At 44.2% G+C, this 21,456-nt stretch carries 16 protein-coding genes, 6 tRNA genes, 3 rRNA genes, 1 pseudogene and 1 riboswitch; of the genes and pseudogenes, 16 read left to right on the forward strand and 10 right to left on the reverse strand.

What is annotated here, in order from left to right:
* Window positions 1-50: 50 nt before the first annotated feature.
* Window positions 51-689: an NAD(P)-dependent oxidoreductase gene (locus OCV19_RS23865; RefSeq protein WP_065677300.1), complete on the reverse strand. Its 639-nt coding sequence runs from the start codon at window positions 687-689 to the stop codon at window positions 51-53.
* A 154-nt stretch (window positions 690-843) separates the two neighbouring features.
* Between OCV19_RS23865 and OCV19_RS23870 the strand changes: the two genes are divergently transcribed.
* On the forward strand, window positions 844-1,740 hold the full coding sequence (locus OCV19_RS23870; RefSeq protein WP_065677301.1) for a LysR family transcriptional regulator: 897 nt from the start codon (window positions 844-846) through the stop codon (window positions 1,738-1,740).
* A 146-nt stretch (window positions 1,741-1,886) separates the two neighbouring features.
* On the opposite strand, the gene OCV19_RS23875 is transcribed toward OCV19_RS23870, so the two are convergent.
* Window positions 1,887-2,735 (reverse strand): hypothetical protein, encoded by an 849-nt coding sequence (locus OCV19_RS23875; protein WP_065677302.1) that lies wholly within the window; start codon window positions 2,733-2,735, stop codon window positions 1,887-1,889.
* 331 nt (window positions 2,736-3,066) lie between these two features.
* Window positions 3,067-3,723, reverse strand: coding sequence for a 3,4-dihydroxy-2-butanone-4-phosphate synthase (gene ribB / locus OCV19_RS23880; RefSeq protein ID WP_017054827.1), 657 nt, complete (start codon window positions 3,721-3,723; stop codon window positions 3,067-3,069).
* 185 nt (window positions 3,724-3,908) lie between these two features.
* Window positions 3,909-4,059, reverse strand: a riboswitch (FMN riboswitch).
* 373 nt (window positions 4,060-4,432) lie between these two features.
* Between ribB and OCV19_RS23885 the strand changes: the two genes are divergently transcribed.
* Window positions 4,433-5,176 carry a phosphatase PAP2 family protein gene (locus OCV19_RS23885; protein WP_065677303.1) on the forward strand — a complete coding sequence of 248 codons (744 nt, stop codon included), beginning with the start codon at window positions 4,433-4,435 and terminating at the stop codon, window positions 5,174-5,176.
* Window positions 5,177-5,261: 85 nt separating this feature from the next.
* On the opposite strand, the gene OCV19_RS23890 is transcribed toward OCV19_RS23885, so the two are convergent.
* From OCV19_RS23890 to OCV19_RS23900, 3 genes are all read right to left on the reverse strand, one after another.
* The gene (locus OCV19_RS23890; protein ID WP_048613868.1) at window positions 5,262-5,624 is read right to left on the reverse strand and encodes an MmcQ/YjbR family DNA-binding protein; all 363 of its coding nucleotides are present in this window, start codon (window positions 5,622-5,624) and stop codon (window positions 5,262-5,264) included.
* Between the two features lie 82 nt (window positions 5,625-5,706).
* Window positions 5,707-6,432, reverse strand: a complete 726-nt coding sequence (locus tag OCV19_RS23895) for a sulfite exporter TauE/SafE family protein (RefSeq protein WP_170926822.1) — start codon at window positions 6,430-6,432, stop codon at window positions 5,707-5,709.
* Window positions 6,433-6,656: 224 nt separating this feature from the next.
* Window positions 6,657-7,868 carry an MFS transporter gene (locus OCV19_RS23900; protein WP_048611602.1) on the reverse strand — a complete coding sequence of 404 codons (1,212 nt, stop codon included), beginning with the start codon at window positions 7,866-7,868 and terminating at the stop codon, window positions 6,657-6,659.
* 29 nt (window positions 7,869-7,897) lie between these two features.
* On the opposite strand from OCV19_RS23900, the gene OCV19_RS24935 reads away from it, so the two are divergent.
* Both OCV19_RS24935 and OCV19_RS23910 read left to right on the forward strand, forming a co-directional pair.
* Window positions 7,898-8,047: a hypothetical protein gene (locus tag OCV19_RS24935; protein WP_170926821.1), complete on the forward strand. Its 150-nt coding sequence runs from the start codon at window positions 7,898-7,900 to the stop codon at window positions 8,045-8,047.
* Between the two features lie 460 nt (window positions 8,048-8,507).
* Window positions 8,508-9,122, forward strand: coding sequence for a YitT family protein (locus OCV19_RS23910; RefSeq protein ID WP_017065874.1), 615 nt, complete (start codon window positions 8,508-8,510; stop codon window positions 9,120-9,122).
* A 79-nt stretch (window positions 9,123-9,201) separates the two neighbouring features.
* Here the strand turns inward: OCV19_RS23910 and OCV19_RS23915 are convergent.
* Both OCV19_RS23915 and OCV19_RS23920 read right to left on the reverse strand, forming a co-directional pair.
* Window positions 9,202-9,300 (reverse strand): annotated as a pseudogene (locus OCV19_RS23915) (RNA polymerase sigma factor SigZ); the annotation flags it as partial.
* A complete protein-coding gene (locus OCV19_RS23920; protein WP_004733042.1) occupies window positions 9,284-9,580 on the reverse strand; it encodes an ArsR/SmtB family transcription factor in 297 nt (98 codons plus the stop codon). The gene OCV19_RS23920 and the pseudogene OCV19_RS23915, both read right to left, overlap by 17 nt.
* 233 nt (window positions 9,581-9,813) lie before the next feature.
* Between OCV19_RS23920 and OCV19_RS23925 the strand changes: the two genes are divergently transcribed.
* Entirely contained in the window at window positions 9,814-10,914 is a 1,101-nt protein-coding gene (locus OCV19_RS23925) for a permease (protein WP_065677304.1), read from the forward strand.
* 103 nt (window positions 10,915-11,017) lie between these two features.
* Here the strand turns inward: OCV19_RS23925 and trmY are convergent, their stop codons facing one another.
* Window positions 11,018-11,617: a tRNA (pseudouridine(54)-N(1))-methyltransferase TrmY gene (trmY, locus tag OCV19_RS23930; protein WP_050643762.1), complete on the reverse strand. Its 600-nt coding sequence runs from the start codon at window positions 11,615-11,617 to the stop codon at window positions 11,018-11,020.
* A gap of 255 nt (window positions 11,618-11,872) precedes the next feature.
* Between trmY and OCV19_RS23935 the strand changes: the two genes are divergently transcribed.
* The 10 genes from OCV19_RS23935 (at window position 11,873) to OCV19_RS23980 (ending at window position 18,817) form a co-directional block, all read left to right on the forward strand.
* Window positions 11,873-12,397 carry a DUF3087 family protein gene (locus OCV19_RS23935; protein WP_048611591.1) on the forward strand — a complete coding sequence of 175 codons (525 nt, stop codon included), beginning with the start codon at window positions 11,873-11,875 and terminating at the stop codon, window positions 12,395-12,397.
* A gap of 589 nt (window positions 12,398-12,986) precedes the next feature.
* Window positions 12,987-14,535: ribosomal RNA gene (locus OCV19_RS23940) — 16S ribosomal RNA — on the forward strand.
* 122 nt (window positions 14,536-14,657) lie between these two features.
* Window positions 14,658-14,733: transfer RNA gene (locus OCV19_RS23945), tRNA-Glu, on the forward strand.
* 20 nt (window positions 14,734-14,753) lie between these two features.
* Window positions 14,754-14,829 (forward strand) — tRNA-Lys (locus tag OCV19_RS23950).
* A gap of 25 nt (window positions 14,830-14,854) precedes the next feature.
* A tRNA-Val gene (locus tag OCV19_RS23955) sits at window positions 14,855-14,930 on the forward strand.
* 25 nt (window positions 14,931-14,955) lie between these two features.
* A tRNA-Ala gene (locus OCV19_RS23960) sits at window positions 14,956-15,031 on the forward strand.
* 32 nt (window positions 15,032-15,063) lie between these two features.
* Window positions 15,064-15,139, forward strand: a tRNA-Val gene (locus tag OCV19_RS23965).
* Window positions 15,140-15,521: 382 nt separating this feature from the next.
* Window positions 15,522-18,406: ribosomal RNA gene (locus tag OCV19_RS23970) — 23S ribosomal RNA — on the forward strand.
* Between the two features lie 135 nt (window positions 18,407-18,541).
* Window positions 18,542-18,657, forward strand: a 5S ribosomal RNA gene (gene rrf, locus OCV19_RS23975).
* The 16S, 23S and 5S rRNA genes sit together here with 6 tRNA genes alongside, the layout of an rRNA operon.
* A gap of 69 nt (window positions 18,658-18,726) precedes the next feature.
* A tRNA-Ser gene (locus OCV19_RS23980) sits at window positions 18,727-18,817 on the forward strand.
* Between the two features lie 288 nt (window positions 18,818-19,105).
* Here OCV19_RS23980 and OCV19_RS23985 read toward each other — a convergent pair.
* The gene (locus tag OCV19_RS23985; RefSeq protein ID WP_065677415.1) at window positions 19,106-20,518 is read right to left on the reverse strand and encodes a sulfatase-like hydrolase/transferase; all 1,413 of its coding nucleotides are present in this window, start codon (window positions 20,516-20,518) and stop codon (window positions 19,106-19,108) included.
* Between the two features lie 70 nt (window positions 20,519-20,588).
* Between OCV19_RS23985 and OCV19_RS23990 the strand changes: the two genes are divergently transcribed.
* Window positions 20,589-21,443, forward strand: coding sequence for a glycerophosphodiester phosphodiesterase family protein (locus tag OCV19_RS23990; RefSeq protein ID WP_065677414.1), 855 nt, complete (start codon window positions 20,589-20,591; stop codon window positions 21,441-21,443).
* Window positions 21,444-21,456: the final 13 nt, after the last annotated feature.

Consider the following 21,456-nt stretch of genomic DNA (forward strand, 5'->3'; position numbering starts at 1 on the left):
CCGCATTGTTTTGAACAAGCGGCTTTTTTTAGTTTTTATATATGAGCTGACTAGTAAGCGACACCAATACGTTGGTGTGGGAACTTGCCAGATTCGAGTTCATCAATCATCGCAATAGCGTAATCGCTAACGGATATTTTGCTGTTGCCGTCTTGGTCGGTGAGCAATTGGTCGCCACCGGTACGGTAGGTTGATAGTTTCTCGCCAGGGAAGATTTCTGCTGCTGGGCTAATGAACGTCCAGTTAACCTCGCTGTTAGACTGTTTGAACACTTCAAGCGCTTCACCTTGTGCTAGCGCTTCGTTTTTATGCTCTGCTGGAAAGGCCGGAACGGTAACTAACGGTACGTTTGGCGCTACTTCTAATGAACCCGCACCACCTACCCAAAGTAGACGTTCGATACCAATGCTTGGCAGTGTATCAAGCAGCTTAGTCGCTGTGCTTTTTACGATGTCGTGATTGCCTAGAGCACGTCCGCCAATCGAAGCAATAACCGCATCAACGCCTGAGAAGGCGGTCGCTAGACTTGCCGCTTCATCTTGTAAATCAAATGAACGAACTTCAACATCGCTGATTTCTACGCGGCTTGCATCTCTTACAACAGCAACAACTTCGTGTCCGCGAGATTGAGCTTCTTGAGCGATGTGACTACCAATCCAACCTGATGCGCCTAATACTGCAATTTTCATAATGTCTCTCCAATTATCTAATTTATTGAGTCTGTTTCTCGACAGCCATTGCAGTCTAATAGCTTACTAGATTGCGATAAATATCGTGAAATGATGTAGATTGTATCTATACAGTTATCTAATAGGCTTGGTTAAGTCGGTAAGGGAGAGTGTGATGGACAGGTTGACGGCGATGCGTAGCTTTGTTGAAGTCGCAAATTGCGCCAGTTTTACTCAAGCAGCAGAGCATTTGGACATGAGCCGTTTACAGGTTTCACGGCATGTTCAAGAGATCGAAGGGTGGTTAAAACAAAGGCTTCTGCACAGAACGACTCGTAAGGTAAGTTTGACGACAGCAGGGGAGATTGCGCTACAACGTTGCGAAAAAATACTCCATGAAACGGCGGAGCTAGAAGTCACTGCACTTAATCAAACCGATGCTCTTTCCGGAACCATTCGAATAGCAGCCCCAATTGGCTTGACTCAACATATGCTGTTGAGTGTGGTTGAACAGTTCACAGAGCTTCATCCCAGTATCACGGTAGAGCTATTTGCTTCTGACCATTTTGCTCAGCTGGTGGATGATAGAATCGATATTGCGCTGCGCTATACCGATCAACCTGACGATAGTTTGATTGCTCGAAAGCTAATGGAAATTGATTCGGTGGTGTGTGCCTCACAAGACTACCTAGACAAACACGGTGAACCTGAAACGGTTGAAGCGCTTAGACAACACAATTGTTTTCGTCATTTGAGTGTCTCTAAGTGGGATTTTGTTAAGGATAACCAACATTATTCGGTTGAGGTGTCGGGGACTATTAAGGCCAACGATGTTGGGGTGTTAGCTCGCGCCGCACAGCATGGCAAAGGGGTTGTTCGATTACCTTGTGATTTAGCGAATCCGTTGATTACTGAAGGGAAGCTGAAACGAATTTTGGATGATTTTGTTTCACCGAGTAGTGTGCTTTGGGCGGTGTACTTGTCTCGCAGTTATCAGCTGCCTGTTGTTCGTCAGTTCATTGATTTTGCAGCAGAAGCTTGGTCTGGCGATATCAAATCTGGAGACGTTTAAGCTTACATCGCTCATAACTTGTCTCGCCCTAAAATAGAACCAAATAAATATATAAGCCCATAAATACAAAAATCCGATATCAATGGTGATATCGGATTTGAACTCAATAATCCAGAGTTCCAGCACGCTCTCCTCTCACGAAGTCTTTACATGTAATGATGTACGGATAATCGGGTATTTATCACCTTTTCGTTTACGTCTGGTAAAGGCTGATACAAGTTTCTAGTGATGTCGGATAATACTTGGTCGTAGACTTGCGATACCACAGTAGAGATATCACTGGTTAACTCGTACATGCTATCTGCTGGTTGGGTCGCTTCAGTGCTTGATGCGATCTCGGTAAGTGCATGCATCGCACGTGTACAAATGGGCGACCCACTGCTGATAGGGCAGATAATCGATAATTGGTTAAGTTTGCGGTGTGTCTGAGATGCGTAGAATTTGAATCTCGCGTACTCCTCAGGCTTCTCCATATCAGGTATGCACATGCGTAACTTGGTCAGGATTTCCATGCAATCCAAGAGCTGTTGCCAGTTCATGTGGTACTCGCGGCTCATGTCTTCTCGTTCAGACTGAATCAACCAAATGATCATCACCTCATCCATCAAAAACATGCTGTGACGAATCGTTTTGCCATGAATTGATTGGTTACGCACCAAGCTACGGTTTTGCCAGTCGCTGTGCATGGCGATGAGTTTGAGGTGGTAGATGCGATACATAGGACGGCTATCGAACGACACATGGGATTGAAGCAGTTCAGATACTTCAAGTATGTTGTCGTAAATCTCATTCACTTTGCGAATCGAGTCGCTAGACAATTTATACGCCAGAGCATAATGCGTTGCTGCACGATGTTTGCGTGATAACAACAATAACTCTCTGAGCAGAACCAAGGTTTCAAACCTGTGTGATAGCGCCGTTTGTCTCTTCCTTGAAAAATGAAATAGGGCAGCAAGTACTGCTATGGATAAACCAACTGAAATAATTACAAACATATTTAACTCCTAATATGCGTATACCTACTTAGTGGTAGTGCAGACACCATGCCAAAATTAATAAGTGTTATATTTCAGTTGCTTATGATTTTTATGTGATTGAGGGTGATCAATGATGGTGCATGACTTCACCATTCGAGGGAATCTTTCTCATATTTTGCAGAATTTTTTGAGAGGTTAGTCGTTGGCGAGGAGATGGATCTTAGGTTTCAGTGTAGGAAATGAAGAAGGCCTAACCCTTTATGTACTTTTAACTAGAAAAAGCAGTAAGAGTGAGGCCTTTAAATGTTCACTTCTGAGTTTCGTTAGCTTAAGTGCTAAGTGCTAAGTGTTACGCAAGCTTAAGATCGAACTCAGTGCGGTACATCACCATGTCTTCAATGGTCAGTACTGGCATGTTGTGAAGTTTGCCGAAAGCAACGATCTCTGGCGCTTTTGCCATCGTGCCGTCTGGGTTGGTTACTTCACATAGTACGCCAGCCGATTGAAGACCAGCCATTTGCATAAGATCCACAGTACCTTCTGTGTGGCCGCGGCGAGCAAGTACGCCACCTTTACGCGCACGCAATGGGAATACGTGACCAGGGCGAGCAAGGTCAGTAGGCTTAGCTGTTGGGTTGGCAGCTGTCTTGATCGTTGTTACACGGTCAGCGGCAGAAACACCGGTTGTTACGCCAACTTTCGCTTCGATAGTGACGGTAAACGCAGTTTGGTTTGCGCTGTTGTTATCAACAACCATAGGTGGAAGTTCAAGTTGGTTTGCTTGCTCGTCGGTTAGACACAAGCACACAATGCCGCTGCATTCGCGGATCATAAGCGCCATTTGAGCATTGGTTAGGTGTTCTACTGAGTAGATAATGTCGCCTTCGTTCTCACGATCTTCATCGTCAAGTAGAAGTACGCCACGACCTTCGCGCAGAGCTTGCAGTGCGTTTTCAACGCGAGTGATTGGTTCGCCAAATTCGGCAAGTAGTGAAGACTGATTCATGGTTAAACTCCTAAAATATCACCAGAATCAGGGCTGTATGAGGGATCTCAACCGAGCACGACAAAGCCTACTCATTACAAGAGGCTTTAGCTCATTATGGTTTTATCCAAAACGAAATGCACCCGCCTGAGTTGGAGGCATCAACCCAATAGATAGGTGCGCCTTTCCAACTTAAACGAGTGTGTTTCCATTCTCTCTCATCCGGACTATAACCGTCGGCTCTGGCATCTCACCAGATCTGCTGACCTCGACGAATCGAGCGCTCGCGGGCTTATCTTTAGATTTTGCTAAGGACATACCGCCGGTGGGGAATTTCGCCCCGCCCTGAGAATAAAAATTAATAATTTGTTTTGCTTTGAAAGCAGATCAGATGGTAATCCTTTCGATTGTGGATTTAAAGGACTGACAGCAAAGTTTTTCAGATTCTGGCCTTATAATCCGGTAAGTGTTCACTTTATCGGCAGACCTTGGCGTGCGGTGTTTAGTCGGGCGCTGGTTATGTTTAGTGGGTTTTGATGTCTATATGTGCACAAGTGGATGGTCTGTATTATTGGTGATGGCGTGACAGTTCATCAGCTCAATACTCAAGACGCCCTTTAATCGATTATTGTTACACCATGACGGTTTACTGACCGTTTTGACATAAAATTGATATAGGCGATGCTAAGCTGCGATAGCATCCAACCACTTTATCTCAAAGATCTTAGCCATGACTTCTCTGTTCTCTAACAAATCCAAAGGCCTATTACTGCTCGTTTTAAGCTTGTATTCTCTAGTACCCTTTTTGATCTTTGGATCTGACTTCGACCTTGGAAGTGCGGTTCTGCCTTTCTACGGTGCTTTTATGACGTTTGTGACATACTCGGCGGGGAATCAAGGGTTCTTGGTCACACTCGCTGTTTTGTCTTTAATCTTGCTCACGATGAAGTTTTCTAAAGCTAAGTTAGTCAGCCTTTGTTTGCAACTCGGTCTGCTGTTGGTGCTCAGCTTTGCAGCGAAGACCTTCTTAAAGCATTCCACTGAGAGCCCTCGTCCTTATTCTGAGTATTTGGTAACTCAGGAAGTCGTTGAAATGCCAGAGCTGTTTTACGAGCTGCCTTTGGTAGAAAAAAATGCCGCGATTGAATCTGTACAAGATAAGGTCAGCGAGTGGCGAACTCGTCATTGGCATGGCGAAACGGATTACTCTTTCCCATCTGGACACATGATCTTTGTCGGTGTGTGTTTGGCATTCTTTGGTGGATTGTTCATAGAGGCGAAACGCTTTTACCTAGTCGGCGGTTTGTTGGTTTGGGCTGGTGGTGTCGCCTATAGCCGTGTTTGGCTTGGCATGCATCGACCTGAAGACCTAGCGGCGTCTATCGCCTTTGCGGGTTTAATTTATTTATTGGTGCCACTGATTCCAACGCAAAAGATAGAACCTTTATTGCCTAAATTTTTAAGAGTCACCTAAGTTTTTAAGAGAGGCTTAAGGTTTTAAGAGCGGCCTAAGTTTTTAAGACGAGCATAAATCTATATTTAACAAGTAGATATTCTGACTACTGATTGAGCCCGAGTTCTGCTTGTTTCTTTTTGGTAAGCCCCAAAGACACAATTCGGTGTGACTCAGTGAGGTAGTATCTTAGTTCCTCATCCCTTTCTGATGTGCTCTCAAAAAGCTGAATCCACTTCATGCCACGAGAAGCAAAGTAGGGCGCGGGTTTATAGCCTGGCTCTTCTTTGAGAAAGTCGAAATTTTGATCGGACGCCTTGAAGATAAACGCAGGCTCATCTTTCGGTCCCCAACCACCAATCGCGAACACCTTGCCACCTACTTTCCAAACGTGAGAGTTATTCCACTGCATCACATAACTGGTTGCAGGCAGTGACTCGCAGAATGTATTGAATTCATCGTAAGTCATAGAACGTCCTTTTATCTATTGGGTGTTTGATCTGTGGTTTTTAAGATCTCTTTCTACCTTCCCGTCTTTAATTCACCAAGCACTAGCCAGCTAAACCCTGCCAAATTGCCGTAAAGCCACTGATAGAACATAGCAGCAATGAACCAATGCGTATCTTCTCTTTAGGGATGCTTTGTGTCGTCATCAATGCCACTTTATAACCTAACCAAGCCGCAGGCAGCAAAGGGATGGTAATGATCAAATGGTGCATGGTGAAGAAGCCAATTGGGATTTGAACAATCAACGAGATGATCGAACTAAACACGAAAAACGCAGAAAGGTTACCACGAAGCTGATTGGCATCTTGGTGTTGGAGTAGCAGTGCCATCGGCGGACCACCAATGCCCGAACTGGTGCCAAAGAACCCAGAAAAGAATCCCGCAATGCCCATCTTAGTTGGGGTTGGTTCGAGTCTAAAAGGCAGTAGGCTAACAATCACGGCAAATACCACCAATAAGCCCAACCATAGTGATAACACGCTCGTTGAAACCATCACCAACAAAGCCCCGCCAGCTAGTGAGCCTGGAATACGGCCCAGCAATGCGATTTTTAATCCGCCAATAGAGATATTTGCTCGATGTTTAAAAGCGTTGAATAACGAGATAAACAGACCAATTAAACAGATAGGCGCAGGTACATAATCTGGAGAGACCAAAAACAGCAGTGGGGCTGCAACAATGGCCAAACCAAAGCCGATTGCGGTTTGCACAAACGAGCCGACAAAAATGAGTGCCATTGCGATAAGGACAGTCTGATCTATGTATTCCATAAGCCTGCGGATTAGTTTTAAAGGAGCGGGTGGATACTATAAATGAAAACCAAAAGAATAGTCTTATTATTCAGTGAGCTTTATGCCAGTTTCGCTAGTTATCATTTCTATTATAACGACCAACAAAAAAGCGAGTGAGTATCTCAGGATGCTTCCTTTCAATACTCACTCGCTTTATTGGAACGACTTGTTGTTTACGCTAGTGGGGGAGTCAGCATAAAACGTTAAGCCATTGCCAATTTCAATCGCTCAATGGGCTTGTCATTGATTGGTAAATGGATAAGTGCTGCTGCAAATGCCAGCACCACCGTTGACCACCAGATTGGCTCGTAAGAACCGTAGTAATCGTAAATACGACCACCAACCCAAGCGCCTAAGAAGCTACCTACTTGGTGAGTAAAGAACACCAAGCCGTACAACGTTGATAGGTAACGGGCACCGAAGATCTGACGAACTAAGCCAGACGTTAGCGGCACTGTACCTAGCCAACAGAATCCAATGGCCGCACCGAAGATAGCCGCAGTTGACTCAGTCACAGGCAGAGTAACAAACGCACCGATAACCACAGTTCGTACTAAGTACAGTGCAGACATAACGTGGCGTTTGCTGAACTTGTCGCCCATCACACCCCAGAAGTAAGACCCGAAGATGTTGAAGATGCCAACGTAAGCCAGTGCCATCGCAGCGCTGCTCGCGGGTAGGTCTTTATCTGCTAAATAGCTCGGTAAGTGCGTTGCGATAAACATTACGTGGAAACCGCACACGAAGAAGCCCGCGTGAATCAACCAGTAACCTTTGTGAGCAAATGCTTCAGACAGCGCTTCTTTCAGTGTTTGGTTCTCTTCAGCTTGCGCTTGTTTGTTTGAGGCTGCTTTAGGCGCTCGCATGAACAGCGCAAAAGAGATCATCAAACAACATAGTACGCCAAACACTTGCATCGCACTTTGCCAATCAAACTCGTTCAGCATGTATTGTGCGCCCGGAATTACCGCGAACATACCAAATGAACCTGCAGCCGTGGTTAAGCCAAACGCCTTAGCCGCGTGCTCTGCTGGTACAACTTTCGCCACTGCGCCAAGCACGATCACATAACTTGTCGCACTTAATCCAAGGCCAACGAGTGCACCCAATGAGACGTAAAGCATGCTCGATTCGGTAGAAATTGAGGTAAGAAGTAAACCCAAACCGTAAGCACATGCACCCGCGATAATGATGCGTCTTGCTCCCCATTTGTCGGCTGCCATACCAACAAAAGGTTGGAACACGCCGAACAAAAGGTTTTGTAGCGCAATCGCAAAGCTGAAAAACTCGCGACCTGTACCGAAATGCTCTGAAATTGGCATCATGAAAATGCCGAATGATTGTCTGATCCCTAGACTGATAATAAGTGTGCCTATCCCTAGCCATACCAGTAAAGGAAAACGGAAAATGCTCATTCTAATACTCTTAAATTAATGGTGGTGATGTGAGTGGTCTTGCGCTGACATGTGTTGGTCAGTCATCTCATGGTGATGTTCGTGCCCAGCATGCTCGTGCGCTGATTGCTGGTGGCAGCCACTGCTCACGGCATGCTGAGCCAAGAGATCAATCAATGGCTGACTGTGATGCACAATAACCAAACTAATGACGAGAAATAGCGTCATTCTGGCCAATTGGGCAAAAAGAGATTGTGAAAACATACGGTGTTGACATGCGCTCAATGTTGTAAGAAGTCGCGCATCATAGTGATGAGTAGGTTATGTATCAAATGACCATTTGTGATTTAGTCTATGCGTTTTATGCATAGACTTATATATCGCTGGAATTGGGATGAAACATGACCAATAAGTAGGAAAACGCTATGCTCACTGATTCAACGGTAGAAGTGTGTAATTCAGAGTAGATACTTAATTTCATGTTCGTAACTGATTGCTTTATTGAGATTTTTCACAAAACTGTAAAAACTAATATACAAACTAATCACCTCGCAAGATCGGCTATTCGCTCGACTTATCTGATGAACATCGTAAATTTGGGCGTAAATCGTTTCAACTGACTGAAACACGATGTTAAAAGATTCAGGGAGAGTCATTCACATGGATAAAGATCATAACCTTCGCGAAAACTTACTGGCGCTGATCTTAGGTAGCGCATTGGTATCACTCGGCGTTATCTTTTTCAATCAGGTCGGTCTGCTTACTGGAGGCACGGCTGGTCTAGCTATCTTCATTACCAAAGTGACGGACTTGAGCTTTGGCCAAGTGTTCTTCGCACTTAACTTACCTTTCTATATTTTGTCTGTCGCTCGTATGGGGTGGCGCTTCACTATCAACACCTTTATTGCCGTTTCGATTGTCTCGTTCGCCGTGGATCATTTGTATCATGTGATTCAGATAGCCGAGATTCATGCACTGTACGCAGCATTACTTGGCGGCGGATTAATTGGTACGGGCATGTTGGTGATTTTCCGTCATAAGATGAGCTTGGGTGGCTTCAACATTCTGGCGTTGTTCTTACAAGAACGTTTTGGGATTCGAGCGGGTAAGGTTCAGATGGCATTAGACTGCACGATTGTTGTGCTTTCTCTGTTCATTGTTGATGTGTCATTGGTTCTTCTGTCTGTGCTTGGTGCGATAGTCACCAACTTGATTCTAGCGATGAATCATAAACCGGGGCGCTATCAACCTGTGGTAAAAGCGGAAGCAGCATAGTTCGGTTCGCTCAAGCACTCGATTCGCTTAAGTAAAGAGTGATTTGCAGATTATGAAAACAACAAAGCCAGCATCAATTGCTGGCTTTGACCTTTGAATGCAGGAATGACTTTAATGCTTGCTGATACTTGGCCCAGACTTGTTCTAGCTTCAAAGGTGCATTAGTTGCACTGTTCATTTACGCAACACTCGTCTTGTAAGAAATCAATCACTCCTTCTAAGCACTCATACTCCGCCACGCAGAATAGAGTTCTTCCTTCTCGCCTTTGGCTGATTAGGCCTGCAGACGCCAAGCTTGATATGTGGTGAGACAAGGTAGAACCGGGAATGCCTAGCTCTTCTTGTAGGCCGCCAACTGCAATGCCTTGGTAGCCAGCTTTAACGACACTCTTATAAATGGTTAGGCGAATAGGGTGCCCCAACTCTTTAAGTGCTTTCGCAACGACTTCTAAGTTCATATTAACTCCTCAAGATTTAATTTCGATGTTAGTCGAAATGTGTGTTGAATTCAAATTTAAAAACGGTGTCTGTTTAAGTCATTGAAAAACTGTGTTTTCGAAAATCATTTCGATTTTTATCGAAATAATGTTTGATCTGGAACTGTTTATTTCTATAATTCGAGAATATTCGAAATTAAGGGTTGGTTACTTTTCTCATAGAGCCCGACCTTCAATCCAGTTTGGAGTTAATTATGAGCAATGAAATGTTAACAATGCTAAAAGACGCACTTGATATGTTCGCTTTCTTAGCAGTAGAGCTAATTATCCTTTTCTTAGCGATCAGTTACATTGTTGGGATTCTTCAAGAGTTCCTTACACCAGAAAAGATTCAATCTATCCTGAGCTCACGTAATGGTAAGGGCTATGTGGTTGCTGCACTATTGGGTGCAATTACACCTTTCTGTTCATGTTCGACCATTCCTTTCCTAAAAGGATTGCTGCGTGCAAGAGCGGGTTTCGGTCCAATGATGGTGTTCCTATTTGGTAGCCCGCTATTGAACCCAGTGATCATTGGTTTGTTTGTGATTACCTTCGGCTGGCAAGTTGCTGTGTTCTACTTCCTTGTAGCAATGACGGTGTCTGTAGTGGCTGGTTACGCTCTTGAGAAGCTTGGCTTTGAGCGTTACGTAAAACCTGAAGCGTATGAATCAACAGCTTCAGCTTTAAGCTGTGGCACTAGCTGTGGTGACTCTGCTCCTAAGAAAGCAGCACCGGTTAAAGCGGAATCTTCATGTGGTACAAGTGCATGTGGTGAACCTGCACCCGTAATGGCGAAAGAGACATCTTGCTGCGATTCTAAAAAAGAAGAGCCACAAGTAACGGTTTCATGCTGTTCAGCGGATGGAAGCGCAACAGCTGAAATCGTAGAGAAGAAAGAACCTAGCCGTTGGATGAGAATTTGGTTCTCAACTTGGAAAGACTTTAAACAAGTTTTCCCTTACCTAATGATGGGTATCGCGATTGGTTCATTCATCTACGGCTTCATTCCTACAGACCTAATTGCACAGTACGCTGGTGAAGGTATGTGGTATGCAATTCCAGTAGCAGCCGTGATTGGTATTCCACTGTATATTCGTGCTGAAGCGGTAATCCCACTAAGTGCAGCTCTAGTACAGAAAGGCATGGCGTTGGGTTCAGTTATGGCATTGATCATTGGTAGTGCTGGTGCAAGTTTAACGGAAGTTATCCTGCTTAAATCAATCTTCAAGAACCAAATGATTGCGGCATTCCTATTCGTTATCCTAAGCATGGCGATGGGCGCAGGCTTCCTATACAGCTTCATCTTTGGTTAATCAGGCTCGATTGTGAGATAACACTATCGATACCAAGAGAACGATAATAAAAAAGAGCTCACTTAGTTGAGCTCTTTTTTTGTTTAGCTTATTAGTACGGAGGCTAGAAACCGCGAATATCCAGTTCATTATTGATCAACACAACACACTGAGAAGCAAACAGCATGTTCGGGCCTAAGCTGATCTTTTCTGTCCCTAAGCGCTTTAAGCTGTTGTAGCTTTTCTTCGGCATAGGGATGTGGTCAGTCAGAAGGAAACATGGATTTTCAGCAATCTCTGCATCACGGATAAAGTCACCCTTCTTATCCATCATGTATAGCTGGTGGTCTTCAGCCAGTTCTTTGACTAGTTTTTCAAAGCTCATAGTGCGAACGATGATTCCCGGTTCAACCTGACGAGTTTGCTCTTTGGTCATACCTTGAGAAGCATCAACCGCTCTTACGACCGCTGATAACAATGCCGATTCATGGAAGCCGCCAATGTTGGTGATCTCATTTGAATCGAAAGTGATCGTACGTGAGAAGTCTTTAGTACTTTCTAATACAAGGTGCACGGTGACATTCTCACGATGAGATTGAGCGACGAAGATCGTGTTCATCAGAGTATGAGCCAGAATCTCAGTATGAGCGTCTTGCCCAACACCTTCTAAGATAAGTTTGCTCTCTGTAGGGGCTGCGCGAGCGCGTAATACAAATGAACGCATGGAATGTACCTTGTCAGTATGTGATAAAGCGAAACGAACTTTATCAACATGAATTGATGAATAACCAAAATTGTGGCGGTATGTAACTCTTTTCTATTAATGAAGTCAAATGGAGTTGCACTTAGCACCAACCCGCGAACTTTGAGTATTAAATAGAGAATGACCACATTACAAGACGGTAAGGGTTGAAGCGACCCAATGTTTACATAGATAGTATGCGCAAATTATTAGGTGACTTGCAGAAGGAAGTAGTCGATGAAGTTACAGAAGATTAATAAAGAAGAATATAGAAAGAAGATGAACCTGTTGTTGGTGTCATTAGTTGGGTCACTTGCATTGTTTGCCATCGTATTCGGCACCATTCTGATTGAATTGTTTGGCTCGGCGACTTCAATTACTGGTGAATCGACAGGGAACTTTCATTTGAACGTACTTGGGGTGATCTTATCTGTCGCTTTGAATGCATTTATCGCAAGCCGAGTAAAAGGGCATGAGTATTTCAAAGAAGCGCTTTATGTTTGGAACCTGAAACAAATCCACAATCAAATCTATCGTAAGCTCAAGCGCATTCAGCCAAAAGCGGAACAAGGCGACCGAGACGCGCTGACTATCCTTTACTTCTATTACACTACGCAAAAACAGGTATACGACCTTGACAATAATACTTTGACGATAAAAACGGTTCAGCAGTCGCTAGATAACATCGTAGAGCTGAGTGATAAATGGAGTATTGAACTAGATATAGAGGCATTTTCGAAAGATCTAGTAGCGAAATTTTAAGTGATATGCCTGTAATTGTATGAGCTTTGACCTGTGAAAGAGGCTTTTGACGTAAAAGTAGACACTTAAGCAACTTTTTTGAATTTTTATCAAAAAAGGGGTTGCCATGTTTTCGATGATCTCTATAATGCCGCCTCACTGACACGGCAGATGCCACAAGGCTTCAGCGGTAATCAGTGAGACGGAAAGTTCGAAATAAATTAATTTTAAAAAGTGTTTGACACTTAAGATTAAATCGCTAGAATTCACGTCCGCTTTCAAGGGTTTCTTTGTAAAAAGAAAGTTTCGATAAGCAAAGCTCTTTAACAATTTAAACCTATCAATCTGTGTGGGCACTCGTTGATGAATATCAAAACGTTATTGGTTCTTTTTAGAAAGAGCGTAATAACAGTTACTTCGGTAACAAAATTGATTTCAATGAACTGAGTGACCAATTCAATTTGGTACAGCCTTGAGCTGTTTGATTTCACTTTTTAAAGTGAAAACCAAAAAGAGCACAGTCAATTCATTACCATTCTGTTGGAATGGTAATAGCTTTAAAATTACATAGTAGTTTTGAAGTCAGTATTCGTTGAGTCGACAAAATCTTAAATTGAAGAGTTTGATCATGGCTCAGATTGAACGCTGGCGGCAGGCCTAACACATGCAAGTCGAGCGGAAACGACACTAACAATCCTTCGGGTGCGTTAATGGGCGTCGAGCGGCGGACGGGTGAGTAATGCCTAGGAAATTGCCTTGATGTGGGGGATAACCATTGGAAACGATGGCTAATACCGCATAATGCCTACGGGCCAAAGAGGGGGACCTTCGGGCCTCTCGCGTCAAGATATGCCTAGGTGGGATTAGCTAGTTGGTGAGGTAATGGCTCACCAAGGCGACGATCCTAGCTGGTCTGAGAGGATGATCAGCCACACTGGAACTGAGACACGGTCCAGACTCCTACGGGAGGCAGCAGTGGGGAATATTGCACAATGGGCGAAAGCCTGATGCAGCCATGCCGCGTGTATGAAGAAGGCCTTCGGGTTGTAAAGTACTTTCAGTTGTGAGGAAGGGGGTAGTGTTAATAGCGCTATCTCTTGACGTTAGCAACAGAAGAAGCACCGGCTAACTCCGTGCCAGCAGCCGCGGTAATACGGAGGGTGCGAGCGTTAATCGGAATTACTGGGCGTAAAGCGCATGCAGGTGGTTCATTAAGTCAGATGTGAAAGCCCGGGGCTCAACCTCGGAACTGCATTTGAAACTGGTGAACTAGAGTACTGTAGAGGGGTAGAATTTCAGGTGTAGCGGTGAAATGCGTAGAGATCTGAAGGAATACCAGTGGCGAAGGCGGCCCCCTGGACAGATACTGACACTCAGATGCGAAAGCGTGGGGAGCAAACAGGATTAGATACCCTGGTAGTCCACGCCGTAAACGATGTCTACTTGGAGGTTGTGGCCTTGAGCCGTGGCTTTCGGAGCTAACGCGTTAAGTAGACCGCCTGGGGAGTACGGTCGCAAGATTAAAACTCAAATGAATTGACGGGGGCCCGCACAAGCGGTGGAGCATGTGGTTTAATTCGATGCAACGCGAAGAACCTTACCTACTCTTGACATCCAGAGAAGCCAGCGGAGACGCAGGTGTGCCTTCGGGAGCTCTGAGACAGGTGCTGCATGGCTGTCGTCAGCTCGTGTTGTGAAATGTTGGGTTAAGTCCCGCAACGAGCGCAACCCTTATCCTTGTTTGCCAGCGAGTAATGTCGGGAACTCCAGGAGACTGCCGGTGATAAACCGGAGGAAGGTGGGGACGACGTCAAGTCATCATGGCCCTTACGAGTAGGGCTACACGTGCTACAATGGCGCATACAGAGGGCAGCAAGCTAGCGATAGTGAGCGAATCCCAAAAAGTGCGTCGTAGTCCGGATTGGAGTCTGCAACTCGACTCCATGAAGTCGGAATCGCTAGTAATCGTGAATCAGAATGTCACGGTGAATACGTTCCCGGGCCTTGTACACACCGCCCGTCACACCATGGGAGTGGGCTGCAAAAGAAGTGGGTAGTTTAACCTTTAGGGGAGGACGCTCACCACTTTGTGGTTCATGACTGGGGTGAAGTCGTAACAAGGTAGCCCTAGGGGAACCTGGGGCTGGATCACCTCCTTATACGAAGATATACACGATGAGTACCCACACAGATTGATTAGGTTTAAAAAGAAAAAGAGATGAAGAACTCCCAAGGTTCTTCAAAGTTTGTTTCTGCTTTTAAAGTAGAGATAAATTGCAGTGTCCCGTTCGTCTAGAGGCCTAGGACACCGCCCTTTCACGGCGGTAACAGGGGTTCGACTCCCCTACGGGATACCACTTCCTTCAAGAAGTAAAAAGGGTCGTTAGCTCAGTTGGTAGAGCAGTTGACTTTTAATCAATTGGTCGCAGGTTCGAATCCTGCACGACCCACCATTTCCTCCCAAGGAAATAAAATTTGGGGCGATTAGCTCAGTTGGGAGAGCACCTGCCTTACAAGCAGGGGGTCACTGGTTCGAGCCCGGTATCGCCCACCATTTCCTCCCAAGGAAATAAAAATATGGGGCTATAGCTCAGCTGGGAGAGCGCCTGCCTTGCACGCAGGAGGTCTGCGGTTCGATCCCGCATAGCTCCACCATTCTTTCTCCATGAAGGAATCAAAACTATCATGGGCGATTAGCTCAGTTGGGAGAGCACCTGCCTTACAAGCAGGGGGTCACTGGTTCGAGCCCGGTATCGCCCACCATCTTTAAGCACACTTTTCTTAGTAATAGAAAGCTGAGTGTATTTAAAAATGGGTTTGAAAGTTTAATACTTAAAACTCTTGCTCTTTAATAATTTGGAAAGCTGACTGATTAGCTTAATTATTTTTACTTTTTAAAAAGTAAAACAAAACGGCCAAGGCTGTGATTAAGTTAATCAAATTTAAAAGTTCTCAATGTTTATCTGCTCTTAGTTAATAAGAACGGTATAAACACAACAAACACATTCAAGTGTCTTGTATTCGAATCAATGTTTACATTGATTCACAATTGAGTCCGGCAAACAGTTATCAGGAATTAACCCTTCTTGATGACAACCAAAAACCTTGGTTAGTTGCCATACGCTAAGACCCTTTCGGGTTGTATGGTTAAGTGACTAAGCGTACACGGTGGATGCCTTGGCAGTCAGAGGCGATGAAAGGCGTAATAACTTGCGATAAGCCCAGATTAGGTAGTAATAACCTTTTGAGTCTGGGATTCCTGAATGGGGAAACCCACTTACATAAGTAAGTATCCTGTTGTGAATACATAGCAGCAGGAGGCAAACCGGGGGAACTGAAACATCTAAGTACCCCGAGGAAGAGAAATCAACCGAGATTCCGAAAGTAGCGGCGAGCGAAATTGGATTAGCCCTTAAGCTTTTAATGATGCAGGTGAAGAGTCTGGAAAGTCTCGCAATAAAGGGTGATAGCCCCGTAACCGACACATCATAATCAGTGAAAACGAGTAGGGCGGGACACGTGATATCCTGTCTGAATATGGGGGGACCATCCTCCAAGGCTAAATACTACTGACTGACCGATAGTGAACCAGTACCGTGAGGGAAAGGCGAAAAGAACCCTGTGAGGGAGTGAAATAGAACCTGAAACCGTGTACGTACAAGCAGTAGGAGCACCTTCGTGGTGTGACTGCGTACCTTTTGTATAATGGGTCAGCGACTTAATTTTAGTAGCAAGGTTAACCGTTTAGGGGAGCCGTAGGGAAACCGAGTCTTAACTGGGCGTACAGTTGCTAGGATTAGACCCGAAACCAGGTGATCTAGCCATGGGCAGGTTGAAGGTTGAGTAACATCAACTGGAGGACCGAACCGACTAATGTTGAAAAATTAGCGGATGACTTGTGGCTAGGGTGAAAGGCCAATCAAACCTGGAGATAGCTGGTTCTCCCCGAAAGCTATTTAGGTAGCGCCTCGGACGAATACTACTGGGGGTAGAGCACTGTTAAGGCTAGGGGGTCATCCCGACTTACCAACCCTTTGCAAACTCCGAATACCAGTAAGTACTATCCGGGAGACACACGGCGGGTGCTAACGTCCGTCGTGAGAGGGAAACAACCCAGACCGCCAGCTAAGGTCCCAAAGTATAGCTAAGTGGGAAACGATGTGGGAAGGCTCAGACAGCCAGGATGTTGGCTTAGAAGCAGCCATCATTTAAAGAAAGCGTAATAGCTCACTGGTCGAGTCGGCCTGCGCGGAAGATGTAACGGGGCTAAGCTATACACCGAAGCTGCGGCTACGTACCTTAGGGTATGTGGGGTAGGGAGCGTTCTGTAAGCCGTTGAAGGTGGTCTGTAAGGGCTGCTGGAGGTATCAGAAGTGCGAATGCTGACATGAGTAACGATAAAGGGAGTGAAAACTCCCTCGCCGGAAGACCAAGGGTTCCTGTCCAACGTTAATCGGGGCAGGGTAAGTCGACTCTAAGGCGAGGCCGAAAGGCGTAGTCGATGGGAAACGGGTTAATATTCCCGTACTTCTTACAATTGCGATGGGGACGGAGAAGGCTAGGTGGGCCTGGCGACGGTTGTCCAGGTTCAAGTACGTAGGCGGGTGGTTTAGGTAAATCCGGACCGCTACTAACGCTGAGATACGATGTCGAGCTACTACGGTAGTGAAGTCATTGATGCCATGCTTCCAGGAAAAGCCTCTAAGCTTCAGATTGTAAGGAATCGTACCCCAAACCGACACAGGTGGTCGGGTAGAGAATACCAAGGCGCTTGAGAGAACTCGGGTGAAGGAACTAGGCAAAATGGTACCGTAACTTCGGGAGAAGGTACGCTCTTATCAGTGAAGTCCCTTGCGGATGGAGCAGACGAGAGTCGCAGATACCAGGTGGCTGCAACTGTTTATTAAAAACACAGCACTGTGCAAAATCGTAAGATGACGTATACGGTGTGACGCCTGCCCGGTGCCGGAAGGTTAATTGATGGGGTTAGACTTCGGTCGAAGCTCTTGATCGAAGCCCCGGTAAACGGCGGCCGTAACTATAACGGTCCTAAGGTAGCGAAATTCCTTGTCGGGTAAGTTCCGACCTGCACGAATGGCGTAATGATGGCCACGCTGTCTCCACCCGAGACTCAGTGAAATTGAAATCGCTGTGAAGATGCAGTGTACCCGCGGCTAGACGGAAAGACCCCGTGAACCTTTACTACAGCTTGGCACTGAACATTGAACCTACATGTGTAGGATAGGTGGGAGACTTTGAAACCGCGTCGCTAGATGTGGTGGAGTCGTCCTTGAAATACCACCCTTGTAGTTTTGATGTTCTAACGTTGGTCCCTGAATCGGGATTACGGACAGTGCCTGGTGGGTAGTTTGACTGGGGCGGTCTCCTCCCAAAGAGTAACGGAGGAGCACGAAGGTGGGCTAAACACGGTTGGACATCGTGTGGTTAGTGCAATGGCATAAGCCCGCTTGACTGCGAGAATGACAATTCGAGCAGGTGCGAAAGCAGGTCATAGTGATCCGGTGGTTCTGAATGGAAGGGCCATCGCTCAACGGATAAAAGGTACTCCGGGGATAACAGGCTGATACCGCCCAAGAGTTCATATCGACGGCGGTGTTTGGCACCTCGATGTCGGCTCATCACATCCTGGGGCTGAAGTCGGTCCCAAGGGTATGGCTGTTCGCCATTTAAAGTGGTACGCGAGCTGGGTTTAGAACGTCGTGAGACAGTTCGGTCCCTATCTGCCGTGGGCGTTGGAAAATTGAAAGGGGCTGCTCCTAGTACGAGAGGACCGGAGTGGACGAACCTCTGGTGTTCGGGTTGTCATGCCAATGGCATTGCCCGGTAGCTAAGTTCGGAATCGATAACCGCTGAAAGCATCTAAGCGGGAAGCGAGCCTTGAGATGAGTTTTCCCTGGCGCTATAAGCGTCCTAAAGGGTTGTCGTAGACTACGACGTTGATAGGCAGGGTGTGTAAGTGCTGCGAGGCATTGAGCTAACCTGTACTAATTGCCCGTGAGGCTTAACCATACAACACCCAAGGGGTTTTGTGGACTCAAAGAAAGACCAGACCTTGAATGAGTTTGAAGAGATAGACTTTTAAATCAGTTTTCCAGATTATTTTGCCTTCAGTTTTTAAAAAACTGAAAGTAAAAGCAAAATTTGCTTGGCGACCATAGCATTGTGGACCCACCTGATTCCATGCCGAACTCAGAAGTGAAACACAATAGCGCCGATGGTAGTGTGGGGCTTCCCCATGTGAGAGTAGGACATCGCCAGGCTTTAATTTCGTTATTTGCGTAGCAAATAACAACCTCAACAGTGTACTAATCTGTTGATGACAATTTGTTGGAGGGATGGCTGAGTGGTCGAAAGCACCGGTCTTGAAAACCGGCAACCGTTAATAGCGGTTCTAGGGTTCAAATCCCTATCCCTCCACCACCATTGAAAAGCCCGCTGAGAAATCAGCGGGCTTTTTTCTTATCTGCTTCAAATCATTATGTATCATCCAAATATTTACACACGCACTTAATTCACTTGCGGATACTGTCAGAGTTTCCTAAATCATCTCATTAGGCTTTTTACTAACAAGGTTAATGAAGTCTCTTGAATAAGTAAAATTGAGCTGATATCTGCCTACACAGTGTCAGATAAGGGATAAATTGATGTGCGGAGAAGGTTACTAAGTAAACTTTATGGTATTCAGAATCTTCTGTATCAGTTGTTCGCTTAGTCGATTTTTCTTACCTTGAACTCACTCGTTAACACTGAGTCATACTCCTTTCCTATGTACTCGGTATTGAAGATACTTTTGTTTTGCTCTGTCTGTTCTGAAGATATTCCTACCCATTGTGCAAATGTGTCTGAAAAGTCTCTTAGGTTATATTTAACCGAATGTATTTTCGTTTCTTGTGGATCATTACTCATTGCTATGAAAGGTACTTCTACTGCCTGCCTTGAAAAATGTGAGCCAGTTCCGTGAATCAGATACGGTGGAACGTTTACAGATGTTAGGCCATGGTCAGAAAAATAAATGATTTTATATGTTTTATCATGCAGCGTGAGTAGGTCTCTAAGCTTCTCTATAAAAGCCACGCCATAAGTCACTGATTTTGAATAGCATGCTAGATACTTGTTATCGGAGGCTTTTAGTGAAATTTCTTCATCAAATCTTTTACAAAAATCATAATGTGACCCCATGGTGTGGATGAAAATCACTTTTGGCCTTTTAGTTTCTTCACGAATCGCCTTGATAACTTCTGGAAGGAGAATGTTATCGGGTTCGGCTTTATCATAAGACGTATTCTTATAATATTGGTAATGTGCCCTACTCGCGATTGCGGATACCTGTGTCTCGTATTGCCCGATCTTAGCTTGATTTGATATCCAATAAGTTTTCATTCCAGCATCATTAGCAAGATCTATCACATTTAAGTTTTTATCATGCCTGTTTACATCTAGGCTCTTTGATAATATTCGAGGGACTGAGAAATATGTAACAACGGATGGGGAAATAACACCATTAAATATGGCTGCTCCTTTTATCTTTCCATTCTCTTCGTTATACGATGGGTAGTAATTTTTAATAACAGATTCACCAATATTTACGATGTAAATATCCTTTAATACCTTATTTGTATGAACATTCTCCCATTTTGAAGAGATTACTGATTTTCCCCCTTCGAGAAGAGAGAGTTCATAATATAAAGAAATAGGTTTAATAACTGTAATTAGCCCTAAAAAACTAAACCACACTTCATGATGGATTGTTTTTAAGTATTCTTCATTGATATATGTCGTCTTTTTATTATCATGTAAGCTATAAAATTTTGTGACTAATATACTGGAAAATAATATCAACATAATTAATGAAAATGACTTACCAACCTTTCCTAAGGTAATGTGAAATGATAGAAAAACCAGAATGAAAAATACAATTATCTTTAAATATGTTACGGAACTAATGATTTTTATATGTTCAAGAATTTCACCTCGATTAGACTCTAAAACCGACCCTAAGACACCTAAGTCTAAACTTAGAGAGTTTAATCTTAAGTAGAAATCAAAAGTCATTATTACAGTGAGAAGAAGAAATACAAATCTATTACCGACAAATGCTATTATAGTTGCTATAAATAACATGTTTAAACTCAATATTGACAGGGTAAACCACACATTATCATCAGCCCCAGTTCTCAACAGGTAAAATGTCATGATACTTAAAGGAATCAGAGTCTTAATATCAATATTTTGTCTAGTTCTCATATGTTTTTGGGTAGCTTTTGTTATCGGCCCTTCGATGAGTGTAGTCATTGATGTATGGAGAGGCAATGTAAAGGCATACCCAAATGAACATAATAATATCTCTGGAATTATCGTTAATTCTGGTGGTTTGATCGCACATGCCGGTGGGGGAATCAATGGATTAAAATATACAAACTCGTTAGAAGCGATGGAGCAATCAATTGAACATGGTTTCAAGATGATAGAGTTAGATCTACTTATCTCATCGGATGGATGGATTGTTGCTGTTCATGATTGGAAGTCTTTTCACGAAATGACAAATTCTAATAATACTGGGTCTATTAGCTATAAAGAGTTTGAATCAAAGATAATTTATGATAAATATAAAACACTAAATATATCTACAGCTATTGATATTATAGATGAAAATGAAGTGGTGTTAGTTACGGATAAAATAAAAAATCTTGCCTTGCTTTCAAAATATATAATAGATAAAGATAAATATATTATCGAAGTGTTCAGTATAGATAAATATAATGAAGCAATAGAGTTAGGTTTTAATAACGTCGCATTAAATATAGATCTAAATACACCATTTATTCTTGAGTGGATTGATTTAAATAAAATTAGGGCTGTGACGTATCGGGGTGATAACCTTGGCTCGCTTGGGAGTGAGTATAAGAAGGCGATAGAACTAAGCAACATGGGGGTTTCTTCCATGATCTATTCGACAAATGATTTAGACTTGGATGGTATTAAAGCTTCTGGAATCGGAAATTTTGCGTTATATGTCGACTTTGTTCTTCCATCAGATGAACTATAAGATCGTCATAGAC

Source organism: Vibrio celticus, from assembly GCF_024347335.1.
GTDB classification, from domain to species: Bacteria; Pseudomonadota; Gammaproteobacteria; order Enterobacterales; family Vibrionaceae; genus Vibrio; species Vibrio celticus.

What these genes read in the sequence shown, in the direction of transcription:
- OCV19_RS23990 (WP_065677414.1), top strand. Translation starts at nt 20,589, where the DNA reads ATGATACTTAAAGGAATCAGAGTCTTAATATCAATATTTTGTCTAGTT.
- OCV19_RS23920 (WP_004733042.1), bottom strand. Translation starts at nt 9,580, where the DNA reads ATGAACTTAGAAGTCGTTGCGAAAGCACTTAAAGAGTTGGGGCACCCT.
- trmY (WP_050643762.1), bottom strand. Translation starts at nt 11,617, where the DNA reads ATGCGTTCATTTGTATTACGCGCTCGCGCAGCCCCTACAGAGAGCAAA.
- OCV19_RS23870 (WP_065677301.1), top strand. Translation starts at nt 844, where the DNA reads ATGGACAGGTTGACGGCGATGCGTAGCTTTGTTGAAGTCGCAAATTGC.
- OCV19_RS23890 (WP_048613868.1), bottom strand. Translation starts at nt 5,624, where the DNA reads ATGACTTACGATGAATTCAATACATTCTGCGAGTCACTGCCTGCAACC.
- OCV19_RS23895 (WP_170926822.1), bottom strand. Translation starts at nt 6,432, where the DNA reads ATGGAATACATAGATCAGACTGTCCTTATCGCAATGGCACTCATTTTT.
- OCV19_RS23865 (WP_065677300.1), bottom strand. Translation starts at nt 689, where the DNA reads ATGAAAATTGCAGTATTAGGCGCATCAGGTTGGATTGGTAGTCACATC.
- OCV19_RS23925 (WP_065677304.1), top strand. Translation starts at nt 9,814, where the DNA reads ATGAGCAATGAAATGTTAACAATGCTAAAAGACGCACTTGATATGTTC.
- ribB (WP_017054827.1), bottom strand. Translation starts at nt 3,723, where the DNA reads ATGAATCAGTCTTCACTACTTGCCGAATTTGGCGAACCAATCACTCGC.
- OCV19_RS23935 (WP_048611591.1), top strand. Translation starts at nt 11,873, where the DNA reads ATGAAGTTACAGAAGATTAATAAAGAAGAATATAGAAAGAAGATGAAC.
- OCV19_RS23985 (WP_065677415.1), bottom strand. Translation starts at nt 20,518, where the DNA reads ATGTTATTTATAGCAACTATAATAGCATTTGTCGGTAATAGATTTGTA.
- OCV19_RS23910 (WP_017065874.1), top strand. Translation starts at nt 8,508, where the DNA reads ATGGATAAAGATCATAACCTTCGCGAAAACTTACTGGCGCTGATCTTA.
- OCV19_RS23875 (WP_065677302.1), bottom strand. Translation starts at nt 2,735, where the DNA reads ATGTTTGTAATTATTTCAGTTGGTTTATCCATAGCAGTACTTGCTGCC.
- OCV19_RS23900 (WP_048611602.1), bottom strand. Translation starts at nt 7,868, where the DNA reads ATGAGCATTTTCCGTTTTCCTTTACTGGTATGGCTAGGGATAGGCACA.
- OCV19_RS23885 (WP_065677303.1), top strand. Translation starts at nt 4,433, where the DNA reads ATGACTTCTCTGTTCTCTAACAAATCCAAAGGCCTATTACTGCTCGTT.